This is a genomic window from Chitinophaga silvisoli (assembly GCF_003412465.1).
Taxonomy (GTDB): Bacteria; Bacteroidota; Bacteroidia; order Chitinophagales; family Chitinophagaceae; genus Chitinophaga; species Chitinophaga silvisoli.
In genome coordinates, this window is record NZ_QTJV01000004.1 from 879,169 (window position 1) to 893,643 (window position 14,475).

The 14,475-nt window shown below is 35.0% G+C and carries 12 protein-coding genes; 4 read left to right on the forward strand and 8 right to left on the reverse strand.

The genetic code is table 11. The features are described 5' to 3' along the window. The first annotated feature begins 8 nt into the window (after positions 1–8). A complete protein-coding gene (locus DXN04_RS15600; RefSeq protein WP_116854272.1) occupies positions 9–740 on the forward strand; it encodes a class I SAM-dependent methyltransferase in 732 nt (243 codons plus the stop codon). Here the strand turns inward: DXN04_RS15600 and DXN04_RS15605 are convergent. Genes DXN04_RS15605 through DXN04_RS15615 form a run of 3 tightly spaced genes read right to left on the reverse strand, consistent with a single transcriptional unit; the run spans position 715 to position 3,655 of the window. Further along, positions 715–1,443: a sugar phosphate isomerase/epimerase gene (locus tag DXN04_RS15605; RefSeq protein ID WP_147319941.1), complete on the reverse strand. Its 729-nt coding sequence runs from the start codon at positions 1,441–1,443 to the stop codon at positions 715–717. The two genes, DXN04_RS15600 and DXN04_RS15605, sit on opposite strands and share 26 nt — an antisense overlap. Before the next feature lie 59 nt (positions 1,444–1,502). Further along, complete coding sequence (locus DXN04_RS15610) at positions 1,503–2,336, reverse strand: phytanoyl-CoA dioxygenase family protein (protein WP_116854274.1); 834 nt, start codon at positions 2,334–2,336, stop codon at positions 1,503–1,505. Beyond that, positions 2,333–3,655 (reverse strand): sugar porter family MFS transporter, encoded by a 1,323-nt coding sequence (locus tag DXN04_RS15615; protein ID WP_116854275.1) that lies wholly within the window; start codon positions 3,653–3,655, stop codon positions 2,333–2,335. The genes DXN04_RS15610 and DXN04_RS15615 overlap by 4 nt, the downstream gene beginning before the upstream one ends. Before the next feature lie 636 nt (positions 3,656–4,291). Here DXN04_RS15615 and DXN04_RS15620 point away from each other — a divergent pair. Continuing rightward, complete coding sequence (locus tag DXN04_RS15620) at positions 4,292–5,353, forward strand: hypothetical protein (protein ID WP_147319942.1); 1,062 nt, start codon at positions 4,292–4,294, stop codon at positions 5,351–5,353. A 231-nt stretch (positions 5,354–5,584) separates the two neighbouring features. Here DXN04_RS15620 and DXN04_RS15625 read toward each other — a convergent pair whose 3' ends face one another. The 4 genes from DXN04_RS15625 to DXN04_RS15640 all read right to left on the reverse strand — a co-directional run bounded on the left by DXN04_RS15625 (position 5,585) and on the right by DXN04_RS15640 (position 9,565). Beyond that, positions 5,585–5,791 (reverse strand): YjzC family protein, encoded by a 207-nt coding sequence (locus tag DXN04_RS15625; protein WP_116854277.1) that lies wholly within the window; start codon positions 5,789–5,791, stop codon positions 5,585–5,587. Between the two features lie 239 nt (positions 5,792–6,030). Next, positions 6,031–7,542 (reverse strand): hypothetical protein, encoded by a 1,512-nt coding sequence (locus DXN04_RS15630; protein ID WP_147319943.1) that lies wholly within the window; start codon positions 7,540–7,542, stop codon positions 6,031–6,033. Further along, positions 7,520–9,028: a hypothetical protein gene (locus tag DXN04_RS15635; RefSeq protein WP_147319944.1), complete on the reverse strand. Its 1,509-nt coding sequence runs from the start codon at positions 9,026–9,028 to the stop codon at positions 7,520–7,522. The genes DXN04_RS15630 and DXN04_RS15635 overlap by 23 nt, the downstream gene beginning before the upstream one ends. Before the next feature lie 54 nt (positions 9,029–9,082). Beyond that, positions 9,083–9,565: a TlpA family protein disulfide reductase gene (locus DXN04_RS15640; RefSeq protein WP_116854280.1), complete on the reverse strand. Its 483-nt coding sequence runs from the start codon at positions 9,563–9,565 to the stop codon at positions 9,083–9,085. A 195-nt stretch (positions 9,566–9,760) separates the two neighbouring features. Here DXN04_RS15640 and DXN04_RS15645 point away from each other — a divergent pair, with 195 nt between their 5' ends. Next, positions 9,761–11,281 carry a hypothetical protein gene (locus tag DXN04_RS15645; protein ID WP_116854281.1) on the forward strand — a complete coding sequence of 507 codons (1,521 nt, stop codon included), beginning with the start codon at positions 9,761–9,763 and terminating at the stop codon, positions 11,279–11,281. Positions 11,282–11,382: 101 nt separating this feature from the next. Further along, positions 11,383–12,918: a hypothetical protein gene (locus DXN04_RS15650; protein WP_116854282.1), complete on the forward strand. Its 1,536-nt coding sequence runs from the start codon at positions 11,383–11,385 to the stop codon at positions 12,916–12,918. 209 nt (positions 12,919–13,127) lie between these two features. Here DXN04_RS15650 and DXN04_RS15655 read toward each other — a convergent pair whose 3' ends face one another. Then, a complete protein-coding gene (locus DXN04_RS15655; protein WP_116854283.1) occupies positions 13,128–14,126 on the reverse strand; it encodes a helix-turn-helix domain-containing protein in 999 nt (332 codons plus the stop codon). Positions 14,127–14,475: the final 349 nt, after the last annotated feature.

Genomic DNA, 14,475 nt, shown 5'->3' on the forward strand with positions numbered 1-14,475 from the left:
TAGCCCCAATGGCAAGATCAACAGTTGATGAAATAGGCCTCTCCACACTTGAAAACCTAAGTGTTGTCGATCGTTTGAACGACTGGATGTTTGAAAGTATTTTCCCCTTTGTCAAAGGCAGGGTGCTAGAGATAGGTAGTGGTATTGGTAATATCTCTGAGTGTTTTGTTAAAAACAACCTGGCTATTACCCTCAGTGATTATAGTGACTATTATTGCAACCATTTGGATAAGAAGTTCGCCAATCAACCACTGGTAGAAGGCATCTTCCAGATTGACCTGGCCGATGCAGATTTTGAAAGCAGGTATAATTTACTGACAGGAAAATTCGATACTGTATTCGCCTTAAATGTTATCGAGCATATCAAGGATGACCAGCTGGCAATTGCAAATTGCAAAAAATTATTAAAACCAGACGGCCACCTTATCATATTAGTGCCTGCCTACCAAACCTTATATAACGGTTTTGATGTAGAATTGGAACATTACCGCCGGTATACCCGAAAAACGGTCAGCGAACTATTCATTTCCCAGCAAATAAATATCCTGCAAACCTGGTATTTTAATTTGGCAGGCATCTTAGGCTGGTTTGTTTCCGGTACTATTCTCCGTAAAAGACAATTGCCATCAGGACAACTGAGCTTCTATAATAAATTGGTTCCTATTTTCCGTGTAATAGATCGCATAACACTAAACCAGGCTGGATTGTCTGTCATTATTGTCGGGCAGAAACCGGAGTAAGTTTTTTCCTGAGTAACGCCATCATATACACATTAATATCCCACTGACTTACTTTATGAGTAAGGTACGGAAATGGACCAAACTCCGTAGTGATAGTCAATGTCTCATCCTCCTGGTATCGTTCGGCTATTTTAAGCCACCATGCCACATGTTTATTTACAGCATCCTGCCATTCCGGTAATCTCGGATCCGGAATCTGTGGCCCTTCCGGAAAACCTACCCGGGAATGTATATGAGCAGTCCGGCTGATAGCTAAGTCAACAGCCTCGACCTGGTCTTCAAGGTAAGATTCTGCAACATTTACCCAGTGAGAGATATCAAATGTAAGCTGCAGCTCAGGGTTAGCTTCCAGATATGGCTTTGTTATATGCGCTGCAAAACTAAATTTTCCGCGATGTGTTTCATGAATCACCCCAGCTCCGGCAAGTTTAATCAAAGCATTATTTTGTTCAAAAGAAAAGATGTCTCTCCCCGTCTGGGAATTAATTTTATCATGAGGATATTGCTTCACTCTTTCCATCCATTTCGCATACAAATCAAAATGTCTATTGAAATCGGGAGAATTAGTATCAAAATGCTGCGGTAATATTTGAAGCTGGTTCTTCTCTGCCAAATTCCAGACCTCATCCAGCATAGCATCCGTGGTATCGGTTGCAATGGCATATTCAATACCATCATATCCTTCCCGCTTTACCTTAACCATAAAAGCCTCCCAGGAAAGGTTCTCACTCCCCCATCTGGGACAAAAGAATTTCAGTTGCACTAAATAGTTGTTTTAATTACCAATTTTTCAGGCCTTAAATATGGTTTTGTTGCATCTACTGTACCTTTCCAGGAATAAGGATCATCCCCCGCTACCATAACGATATCTCTCAAATCCTCCGTTGGTGGTAAATTACCATCCTGATCCCATGGTAACATTGATTCTGCACTCATATAGTGATTTACCAATGCTGTCCGGAAACAGTTTGTCGTCTTATTTCTTAATGAACTATGCAGTGTATATCCATGAAAAAACACGACTGATCCGCTCTTCACCTGCACAGGGATAGCTTCTCCTGCAAATGAGCTTACATCAACGGTATCCACATCTGCATATTCATTACTACTATTATCTACCCGCCTCATAATGTACCCTGGTTTTCCTGGAATAATCCAGAGACAGCCATTCTCTACTGTTGCATCATCTATAGCGATCCATACACCGGTCAATGTCCTGTCTCTTGTAGGAATATAAAATTCATCCTGATGCCATGATTGCCCAGCTTTCCCTGGCCCCTTTACAAACAACATAGATTGCATGCATTTAACATTTGGGCTAATAATCTTAGTCAGGACATCTACTATACCTTTATGAAACAAGGATTTATAGATAACAGGGGACAGTTTATGCGGAAAATGAATCGCTACATACTGTTTGAGTACATCTTCATCACCGATACTATCATCAGTATCAAGCATACCTTCTATCACTCCTCTCCTGCCTCTGAATATATCAGCAGTCTCCTTTTTCAAAGAAGCAATTTCATCAGACGTGAAAAGATCAGGTACCACTACATACCCTAATTCTTTGTAAGCATTTATATCAGTGTTCATACAAATAATGTTTCTATTTCTTCTAATGATTTACCCTTGGTTTCAGGGATGTTTGTAACCATATAAACAAATGCAATCGCACAGAAAAACGCATAAATACCCAGCGTAACTGATGTAGTCATGTGTGTAGTCATAATAGGGAAGCTATAGCTAATAATAAAATCAGCAATCCATAATGCAAACGTGGATAAAGACAAGGCTAAAGCTCTGATTCTGTTAGGAAAAATTTCGGACAAATACACCCAGGTCACTGCACCTAATGTGCAACCAAAGCTGGCTACATAAACCAATACTGCTATCAGGATGATATAATACTGGAAATATTTCAGGTAAAAACAAACTGCTACTATCACAAGTGAGAGTCCCATTAATATACTTCCAATTAATAAAAACTGCTTTCTTCCCACTTTATCTACCAAACCTATTGCAATAAATGTGGATACAACGTTTACTATGCCGATGATAATTGTATATACCAGGGAGTCATTATTACCGATCCCGGTCTGGTTAAATATTACAGGGGCATAATACAGGATGGCGTTAATCCCCGTCACCTGCTGGAACACCGCTAATAAAATACCGGCTATTATTACCCTGCTATACTTCTTCTCAAATAAATGACCAATGGAGATCTGCTCATGACTGGAAAAACTCTTTTTAATGTCTTCCAACTCCTGGTGTAATTGAAACGATGGGACTATTCTCTTTAATACCACCATAGATTCATTGATCCTGTCTTTACCTACCAGCCACCTAGGACTTTCGGGTACAAAAAACAACATAATTAAAAATAACAAAGAAGGAACTAACTGACTGCCAAACATCCATCGCCAGTTATTTACGCCAGTCTCATTTAGTCCATAATTAGTAAAATAAGCCAACAATATACCCGTTACGATCGCCAACTGGTATAAGGCTACCAATCTTCCCCTCTCAGACGAAGGGGCAATCTCAGCTATATACATTGGAGACACCATTGCCGCAGAACCCACTCCAATGCCGCCAATAATTCTAAATAATATAAAAGAAAAAAGGGAATGTGAAACTGCAGCCCCAAGGCCAGATATTGCGAACAATAAAGCACAAATTATTAAACAAAGTCTCCGGCCATACCTGTCAGATAAGTATCCCGCTGTTACTGATCCAAGTGCGCATCCAATCAAACCAGATCCTACAGCCCAACCAAGCGCCACAGCATCCATATTGAAATAACTCTGTATATATGAAATTGCACCGGAGATGATAGCTGTATCAAAACCAAATAACAAGCCACCTAATGCTGCAGTGGCACTAATGAGGATAACAAATCCGTTTTTCATAAACTGATGGTTGCATTACATGGGTAAAGGTAACATCTTCATATTGTCATTATAATGCATGACCCAAATTGTTACGTGTTATTTAAATTAGCATCATAACGTTTACCTGCTTCATATTCCTGATCTCCAAAACATATCTTCCTTCCCAAACCTTATATTTCACTACAAACCTCTTATTAAATGTCGTTACCATCCATTGTTCTTCAGTCCCAAAGGAGCTCAACCTATTATTATATTACCACTGCCATTATTGTTACATTCATCATCTGGTTCATTTTTAAACTCATTTACCCCTATCCATTTATTACAATCGACTCCTATTATTATATAGGAGCTGCCTATGAAAATTCAGCTGTAGGATCCTGGCCAATAGGTTATTCCAAATTCATTCGTCTTGTAGGCTATATCTCTCATTCTCACAAACTATTAGTTACTGTTCAATATTTTTTACTCCAGGCCTCTTTTATCTATCTTTTTCTTACTATTCACAATATTTTCCAAATAGGCAAATGGCAATCTATTATCCTCTTCATTTTTCTATTCCTTAATCCACTGTTTATATATGGCAGTAACCACATCATGTCGGATATCCTTTTTTGCAGTCTGGCAATCTGCTGGATTTGTCAACTTTTATGGATGATAAAACGTCCTCAACCGTATATGATATTTACACAAGCTATCCTGTTAACCATCATATTTTCCATTCGGTATACCGCTTTATATTTCCCGCTATTCACCATTATTGTCTACATTATTAGTCCTCAATCCACCTGGCGTAAAATTGCAGGAATTGGCCTAACTTTTTTGTTACTGGGATCTTTTATTCAATTCACCAGAATCAAAATGGAAGAAGTGGGTGGTGTCCGCCAGTTCTCATCTGCAGGCGGCTGGAAGCAGGCATCTAATGCATTATACATGTATGAACATATCGCAGCAGTGGACAACACACCTGTGCCCGATAAATTCAAATTACTCCATCAGCTGACTAAAAACTATTTTAATGGCCCACATACACATGTAGACCTCTATAATATTGATCAGGATTTCACAACCGGTAGTTTTTATGTTGCAGCTTATGAATCCCCTCTTATGCAATATCTCCGGATCAAACTAGGAGAGAATGCCGATGTTTTTGAATTCAAAAACATCGCACCATTTGGACCTTTCTTCAATTCATATGGCACATATTTGATTATTCACCATCCCATTCCTTATCTCCAATATGTAGTGCTGCCAGATGTCATGGCTTACTTATTTCCCTTTCCTGAAATTTATGGAACACCTAATGACCTTTATTATCTTTGGTCAAATCATTTAGGGGAGATGGCTAAGAGTTGGTTTGGGCTAAGTTCTATAACTATACCTAAGAAATTTATTGAAATCAGGGCAGTTATTTTAAGTCCTTATCCGTTATTATTTTTTATTATCCATGCAATTTTCATATTGTCTCTCATCGCACTCATTTCTCAGAAACAATACAGACAATGGGATACACATACAAGAAAATCGTATCTGTTTATTTCTGCCATCTGCATTGCCAACTTTCTCTTCACAATACTATCTGCAGCATCTGTACTTAGGTTTCAGTTCACTTTTATAATAATAGAATTTCTGACCGCATTAATATCAATTACATTTATTAGGAATGATAAAGAACAGATCGAAAAAAGGGTACTATCAGATGATTTACACAATTAAATAATTTTGACGAAGTCCTTGTTCATTATTTTGCTGATTATAAACAGAAATCTGAATAGTAAATAAAGGTAAATATGGGGAGTTATCTTAAAATGAGACAAGCAACAAAAAAGTAATAGCCCCGCTTATAGAGGATGCTATAAACCATCTAAAGTGCAGATAATTTATACAAAAAGTTGGAAAATGGTGATTACTCAGTGGAGATAAAAGCTATTAAAGAAAAAGAAGTTATCACCTAAAATTTTCGTGATTCTTAATATGATGAGCTGCACGAACTAATACAAAACGAGGGTGATTGCCACAATGATTACAAGGTGGAAAACGCTCGCCCATGACAGCAGTGACCTCATGCTCTTCATTATGATTAGTATCATGAGTAACTTTGTAAATGCCTGATTTAGGTACTTCTTGACCTGGTTTGTAAACTTCATTTGCCATAAAATATATAATTTGATGAGAACTACTTATTGCATTTATAATGCGTGTATAACATTTCAATGACAAAATAGCATATAACATCGATTTCAATGACAACCCGGCTCATTTAAATAGCAGTTTATAAGAAATCAAAATTTTGTTAACTTGGTTTTATAGCCAGGGAGACTATGGTAGTTAGACATATCTGCAATTAAATGGATATTTCATACCCAAAATATTAGTGAGACAAAACAATAAATCTAACAGCCTTTCTTTAGATTATCCTGGGAAGTAATAACATTAATAATAAGCAATGCATTAATAAACTCAAGAATATACACAATCAACTGAAATCTCAATACACTTGGGGCTACTAATATTATAAAGAAGAAATTGACTATACAAATTGCAGCCAACATAAAAACAGTAGTAACATAAATTTTACTTATTCCTTTATACCCTTTTACTAATAAAAATGCCACAAACGTAAACAGAAAAAGAATATGAACAACTGTAAATACCATTCCATAAGGAGCCAATATTTCAGCTCTTAAATTAATAAGGTTTTCCGGAACGGCTATTGTTCTAAGTCCAAACCACTGCCTTGCCATTTTGCCAAATTCTGTATCCATTAAGGAAAATGCAAGCAGATGTCTATCATAAATTTCTAAAATTGGAAACCAATAGGTGATTATATTAGGTGTAACCACATATTTTATAAACGTCAGCGGATACTTTTTAATAAGATAGTTCCCATAATCATTATAAAATGGACCAAAATAAGCTAACTTTTTAAAATCAGATGTCGCTGGATCAATCCCCTTACTTACCTTCATATATTGCCTTAATGGAGAGGGATCAAAAGAAGTATACCATGTCCCTGTAGTAACATCCATATGTTCTAATAAATCCACCAGTGCATGTGGCTTACTAAAATAGCTTTGAGAAATACTATCAATTACCTTAAACTTATCGGGTACGGTACCTTTATTTTGTCTGAAAGCATGCTCATACATATACAATGCATTATTAGCTTGCTTCCACCCACCCGTATAGGAGAATTGCCGGGATCCTGTAACTACCTCCATTTTATAACTGGTGTATTGGACAAACCCCAGTAGAAATAAAATCATAACCACAATTCCCAATAATTTCCATTTGAAAGATTGGGGACTTAACAAAAAGATAGATATTGAAATGACCGGATAGTATAATGCAGAATAACGAATTGTAAAAATTATCAACAAAAGAATAGCATGAGTAAATACCATATAAGGCTTAGGTCTATATGCTATCCAAATCAGCTGTGTAACCCACAATACACTAAGTGCGGTAAACAATGTATCCGACATTATATGGTTACTACCAAACAGGAATAAAGGATTAATAAACAGAAAAATAAAAATCAGATTAAAAATCCATTTCTTTAGAACAATCAGCCTGTAAATAGATAGGAAAAGAAAAAGAAATGAAAATTGTAAAATAATATATTGAATAGTAACCAATACATTTCCCGAATGAGTGAAAATCCCAATTAATCTAATAAACTTTGAGTAACCTACCGGCCAGGTGCTAACCGCTGAATTTGACACGGCGGCTTCAATATAGTAGTAGGAGTCAAAGGTTAAATTAGGAAATGGATAGTATACTTTAAATAATGACCAAAAGGAAAAACTAATTATTATAGCAACCAGGCTATAAATTCCGGTACTGCTAATTTGAGGGGATTTATAATTAGATGAATGCATTTCAATTTGGTCTATTTTTTTCAAACAATAATATTAACTCAATAAAATAACAAACCAGGGTAAATTCAATAGCTATTACTGTTGGCTGGTATCTCAACACACTTGTTGTGGATAAAATTGTAAATACAAAATTACCTGCACACAATAGAATCAAGCTAAGCAAACCATAAGTATGTATTCCACCTAATAGCCTAAACCCTTTAAAATAAATAAACAACAAGAGTGTCAGGACGAATAAAAGATGAACAATAGTATAAATAGATGGATAGGGACGCATAATATATTCCCTTAATAATATATATCGATCCGGCACCTTCAGTGTAGTTAATTTATACCAGTCGCGGGCTACTTTACCATATGTGCTGTCTGTCCAGAGAGAAAATGCTGGTAGATTTTCCGTAAAAATTTCAGGATATGGGGTCAGGTATGATAATGAATGCGGAAGCACTACATACTTAAGGTAACCAATAGGATGATGTAATATTAAATAGTTACCATAAGCACGATATAAGGGTCCATATGGAGCCGTTCGGTGGAAATCCAGGCTCCAGTCTGTATACCCGGATTTCTTTTGCATATAGTCATATAAAGGTGTGCCTCCAACTGCCATGTAAAAACTGCCCAGCGTAATTTCCTGATCCGGATAAAATAAACTTACATTCTGATGTGGGTGGTCAAAGTAATCACGGACCATACTATCTAGTTCTGTAAATTTGCCTTTTGGGGGTGCTTTCTCTTTATTATAATAATGTTCATAAATATACAACCCATTACTGGCCTGCTTCCATCCATTTGAATAAGCATACTGCCTTACTCCTGTTATTTTTTTCATCTCATTGCTGGTATATTGAATAAGTCCCTCAATCAAAATGACTGACAATACTATACCCGCGATCTTCCATGATATCTTTGTATTTGATATAACAAATGCAAATACAGTAATGATTGGAAAATATAAAGCGTTATATCTTAAATAAAACAAAATAAAAAGCAAAATCGCCTGCGTAATAATCATGAATGGTCTAAACCTGAATATGATCCAGAGTATTTGAGTGATCCATATAGTGCTTATCCCTAAATAAAGCGGATCTGAAAGAATATGATTACTATTGAATAGACTGATTGGACTAACAAATAGGAAAATAAAGACTAGCAATGATACCCACTTCCCTGGAGAAAAAAATAACCTGAACGTAATAAAAAAAAACAAAAAAGAAATCTGAATAGTAAAGTACTGAATCCCCACGAGGAAATTAGCTGAATGAGAACCTGAACCTAATAATCTGATAAATTTAGAATACCCCACCGGCCAACCAGCCGCATTGGTATCTAAATACATATTCATCAAATAATGATAGGAGTCAAAAGTCAGATTAGGGTAAGGGTAATAATATTTAAATAACCACCATAAAAACACACTAATTCCAATCCCAACAATTGAATAAATGATATTAGACGAACCGATACTTCCTTCCCTTACTCTAAATGGTAAATCAGGAAAATTATTCATTTCAATATTGTGAGGTACTTTTATTAAGTCAGGAGTTTAGTAAAGATCTTTATCCTAATAACTCCTTATTTCTCTGGCACCAATTTTACCCATAAAAAGTGCTGCCAGACTTTTATCCTTTTTATAAATAGCCGTATATGGAGCACCAATTGTGTTAAAATATTTGGTAAAAAAACGGGCAGTATCCCTGCCTACAGTTACATTAGGATACCTATCCAATTTATGTTGTGCAACAAAGTGTTGTATCAGGGGCAGCGTATCAGCAGAAATAAAGTAGAAATGATAATCATCCATTTTATCAATATTATCTAAGATATCATCAGTTTCTGCCTGGCAATAGGGGCAATATGTTCGAAAATATACAAACACGGTCTTTTTCTCCGAATTAATTTCAGAAGTATTATGATACTCATCATTAGCAACCTGATAAGTAAAACTTGGTAGTGGTTTACCTTCCTTGTCTGTTTTAATAGGATCTTGTGTTGTGCATGAGTATAAAAAGAAAAGTAAGGCCAATGGAAGAAGTCTATTTTTCATATTGCTAAATATGGGGTTATTGTAGTTGAACAAAACAAATGTAATTTTCTAAAAAAATAAACATGTTTGGAGATAAAGAGTATGTTTCATGTTAAGGTTCCTTAATCACGGAAAAATTCTGAATCTACTAAGTGTTTTGCGCTTATTGACATTAAATTTTGGTTCCTTTTATTAACCCCCAAACCGGAAATATCAATGTCAAGATCAAGGTCTAAAAAACCGGAGCATAAAACCCATTATAATACTATTTATACCAGAGAAAATCTCATTTATTTAATATCAGCATTTATATTAACAATTTTACTCTGGTGGAATTTCAAAAAAAATTACCCGCATCCCAATGTCATATTTGATTCATATTATTACTTAAACGCAACCGCATCTAATGCTGTAGTAAATGCCTGGCCCATTGGTTACTCCTGGTTTGTCAGGTTAATAGGCACAATTTCACATTCGCCAACTTTTTTTGTGACTATTCAATACTTTTTACTGAACTGTTCCCTTTTGATTTACTTCTTTACCTTAAAGTATTTATTTAATCCTCCGAAATGGGTATCAATTGTATTTTTTGCATTCCTTATTTTCAATCCAATATTATTATATACAAGTAATCTGATTTTATCTGACACCCTCTTTACTACCTTAAGCATTTTATGGATAACAAATATTATCTGGCTCTTTATAAGTCCAAAGTATTGGTTTCTCATAACCCATTCCCTACTTATTTTAACAGTATTCACTGTTAGATATAATGCACTGTATTATCCCATCTTATCAACGATTGCATTCTTATTTCTTAAAAGAGAATTATTCTACAAATTGACTGGCATAGTTCTCCAATATACGCTACTAATAGCCTTCATACTATTCACAATTCAAAAAAATGAATCTACGTTTAAAGTAAAACAATTTTCTGCCTTTGGAGGCTGGAAGTTAGCTAATGATGCCTTATACATGTATAAACATATATATCGCAATAACGAATACGCGGTTCCTCAAAGACTAAAACCACTCGATGTACACGTGAGAAGCTATTTTAAGAGAGAAAAAGACACCATAGACTTGTTTACTCCTGATCCTACCAGTGGCAGTTACTATATGTATATTCATCCTTCTCCTTTATTAACCTATAGAGATTCAGTATCTGGAAAAGTAGGTTCCCCACTGGATTTGGATACCTTTTCAAAAATGGCTCCGCTTTATCAGGACTATGGTTTTTGGTTGATCATAAAAAATCCAATCGCATTCTTTCAATATTTTATATGGCCCAATATTCAACGGTACTTTATTTCTCCTCCGGAAGTTTATACTGATAATGAAAATCCGTTTACAATCCGAACGGATAGCTTAGGAATGGCCGCCAGAAAATGGTTCAATTTAAAGACAATATCTTCAAAGCAATCAACTATAGATCTGAGGTATACGATTTTCATGAATTATCCTATACTAAATATCATTATTCACTTTATGTTTACACTTACGTTCATTTCATTAGCCGCAACGACCGGTTTAAAGAATATGAGCAGTAGGCATAGAAAAGTGATTATTATAATAGGGTTACTATGGATATTTGATTTTGGGTTTAATATCCTGGCAGCGGCGGTAGTTTTGCGTTACCAAATTTTTATTTCCATAATAGAATTTTCATTTGCAATAATTTTCCTCGAGAAAATAACTCAAAATAATCTGCAGCCTAACATACACGAAGATGTTTAGGTCCTTGAGATTAAGGATTTAAAAATTAATTGTTTACAATTAGCTGTCTAAAAACACCTGGATTGATAATTACTTATAGCTAAAAATTAAATCCCCAAATTATGTTTTTTAATAAACATATGTTACCCACTCCTTTCAAAGAGTTCATTTCAAATGATTCCGAAACCCGTCTGATACTATTTTTATCAATAATAGCAGTACTTACCCAGTATTTTATTTTTAAAAACCTGTATCCGTTCCCCAATTTTTTACCTGACTCTTATTCCTATATTGAAGCTGCTTTTTACAATTTTGATATAAACACCTGGCCCGTTGGATATTCTAAGTTCCTGCGTTTTGTTAGTGTATTTAATCATACCGGGATGGGATTGTTTTTTATACAATATATTCTTTTACAAGGGAGTATTATTTTTTTTATCTTAACTATCAGGTATATTTTAAATCCAGGTAAGTGGCCAGTGAGGATCCTATTTATCTTACTCATCTTAAATCCGCTTTGGTTATATGTCAGTGATTTCGTTGGTAGCGATGCTTTATTTGCAGCACTTAGTTTATTATGGTTGACCACTTTATTGTGGATAATATATAAGCCTACAACAGATCTTTTTATCATTCATGGATTAGTTCTATTTATAGTATTTTCTGTAAGATACAATGCGCTTTATTATCCGATGTTTAGTATTGTAGTTGTATTACTATCAAGAGTTAGTCATAAGATAAAAATAACCAGGTTGGCTATCATATGCCTGCCTGTATGCTGTTTCATAGCTTATACTACATGGCTTTACAATAAAAAATATGATTCAACTCAATTTTCACCATTTGGTGGCTGGCAATTAGCAAGTAATGCAATGTATATGTATGCACATGTAGCACCCAAAACTCCAACAAAAGTACCTCCTTCTTTAGTGAAACTACATGAACTCACCCGTCATCATATGGATTCATTGAATGGAGTAAATGAACTAAAAAGACCAGACCAATCGCTTGGTATTTATTATTTATGGAATGACAATGCTCCAATGAAGCGTTATCTTGCGGAATATTCCATCGGAGATTCAACAACACCTTATATTAAGAAGTGGGTCCAGCTGGCTCCGTTGTATAAAAAATATGGATCCTGGCTTATAAGGCAATATCCGATTGAATTTACAAAATACTATCTTATACCGAATTTAATTAATTATTACTCTCCTTCAACAGAATTTCTGGCTGCTTATAACATGGGTGATGATACTATCAATACAAGCGCAGTAGATTGGTTTAAATATAAAACAAACAAAGTACATGGATTTTCGAAGGACAAAATAATAACGGTAACAAGCATATTTCCCACATTACTGGCCATTATTAATGTTCTTTTTATCTCCTGCTTTTTAGGTTTTATATTTATGAATGGTTTTAATCAAATAAATATTATTTCAAGGAAAATTATAATACTACTGATATTTGTTTGGGGAGTAAATTTAGCCTTTAGCGTCTTAGCGTCTCCAATCGTTTTAAGATATCAGGTTTTTCCATTTATCTATACATTGGCTTTCGCAGTTATTTTTATGGGGAGCCTTATTAAGGAAACCAGGAAAGAGGTTGCTATTGATGAAAATGAGATGGACATGAAAGCTTCAACTTCGATATAATAATTCAACATGAAATTGATTCTTTGAAAAAGTCCCGGTTAGATAACCAGGACGTTTAGTTTTCCTCAATATACCATTAAATGTTCTTTTCGTATTAAGCAGAGAAATTACTTAACATTAAATTTCTCCCTATTAAAGTTAGTTGAAGTCTACATTAATTCCTTTAGGGGCGAAGTTCAAAAATATAGAGTTATCGAAAACCTGAAAATTCACACAGGGTTTCTTTTCCTCAATTCTCTGGGACTTAAAGAAAATCTTTTCTTTACAGCATATGAAAAGCTGGAATAATCCGTATACCCAAACTCATCTGCCAGATCCTGTAAAGGGATTGTAGATTCTGTAAGTTTTCTATAAATTATACTCATCCTGGCATTCTGAAAAAAGTCATAAACCGTCACACCATGTCGAAGCTTGAAGATATCTTCAAGTTTCTTTTCATTAGTACCTGCAAACCTTGCAAGCTGGCGTAATGTAGGTGGCGATGGTTGATGAAGATGGTTTAGGAGATGTACCTCAGTTTTTTCTCCTCTTTCATGATCAGCCGTACTTAGGCCATTGGTGTCTGTAAGGTATCGTGTGAGCATATCTAAAGATTCTATGATTAATTCACCAATTTTCTGTTCCCTGTATTTTTCTCCGGCGATATTCGGTAATTGCCGCTCGCAAATATCTTCGACAATATTTCTTAAGCGGCCATGAGCAGCCATGTTATGGTCCAGTAATGGGACTGCATGACCATTTTCGGCCTTGTCAAGAAATGTACTTACGACAGGAAAGCTCTCAGAAAGTTCCTGTAATCCTACAATTGGAACATGAATATGTAATGCACTATAAATACCGGGGTTCTTGAATCGTATTATACTTTTTAGTTTTCGTGAAACCACCAGGTTTAAATGATGGTCACTGGATAAGCTTTCCTGGTTATCAAATACATAGTATAAATTCCCTTTAATAGTGTAATACATTAATAAATCATCCACATTGGAAGAAATTTTCATTTCTACAGGTTTAGATAGAATGAAGTGAGTAAGCCATCCTGTATAACTGTGATTTGATATTTGCTGGCAAATAAGATAACCAAAACTCTCACTATAGGCATAGTAGGGTTTGGCTCCTCTTAAGTAGTAGCTGGAATAAATTTCAGGCATACCTGGGGTAAACAATATAGGCTGCCCGATAAGGGTCGTAATGGACAATGGTAGGGTCATTAATACTAAGTTAAGATGATATACTGCTATCTAACTTCTATTTATGCATTTTGAGTTTATAGACTAGAGAAACTATCAACCGGTTTTATTTGGATGGTCCTTCCCGATGAGTAAAAATATCGAATTAGAATATAGACAATTTAATTCATAGATGTTATGAATGTCTCTCTATTGCAATATCAAGCTTACAGTATGGTTCCAAGTACAGATAAACCCGGTGTTTATCTGTACTTATTTTTATTTATAAATGACATGTTAATAACGTCTGATCGCATTGTATTTTCTTAGTTTTAAATAAATATTGAGGATATTAAAATTTCACAATGTCAGCCATATAATAACAATTTAT

Bases quoted from the DNA above. Each gene is read 5' to 3' on its own strand.
- DXN04_RS15600 (WP_116854272.1), top strand. From the start codon at position 9: ATGGCAAGATCAACAGTTGATGAAATAGGCCTCTCCACACTTGAAAAC.
- DXN04_RS15605 (WP_147319941.1), bottom strand. From the start codon at position 1,443: ATGGTTAAGGTAAAGCGGGAAGGATATGATGGTATTGAATATGCCATT.
- DXN04_RS15610 (WP_116854274.1), bottom strand. From the start codon at position 2,336: ATGAACACTGATATAAATGCTTACAAAGAATTAGGGTATGTAGTGGTA.
- DXN04_RS15615 (WP_116854275.1), bottom strand. From the start codon at position 3,655: ATGAAAAACGGATTTGTTATCCTCATTAGTGCCACTGCAGCATTAGGT.
- DXN04_RS15620 (WP_147319942.1), top strand. From the start codon at position 4,292: ATGATAAAACGTCCTCAACCGTATATGATATTTACACAAGCTATCCTG.
- DXN04_RS15625 (WP_116854277.1), bottom strand. From the start codon at position 5,791: ATGGCAAATGAAGTTTACAAACCAGGTCAAGAAGTACCTAAATCAGGC.
- DXN04_RS15635 (WP_147319944.1), bottom strand. From the start codon at position 9,028: ATGAATAATTTTCCTGATTTACCATTTAGAGTAAGGGAAGGAAGTATC.
- DXN04_RS15640 (WP_116854280.1), bottom strand. From the start codon at position 9,565: ATGAAAAATAGACTTCTTCCATTGGCCTTACTTTTCTTTTTATACTCA.
- DXN04_RS15645 (WP_116854281.1), top strand. From the start codon at position 9,761: ATGTCAAGATCAAGGTCTAAAAAACCGGAGCATAAAACCCATTATAAT.
- DXN04_RS15650 (WP_116854282.1), top strand. From the start codon at position 11,383: ATGTTTTTTAATAAACATATGTTACCCACTCCTTTCAAAGAGTTCATT.
- DXN04_RS15655 (WP_116854283.1), bottom strand. From the start codon at position 14,126: ATGACCCTACCATTGTCCATTACGACCCTTATCGGGCAGCCTATATTG.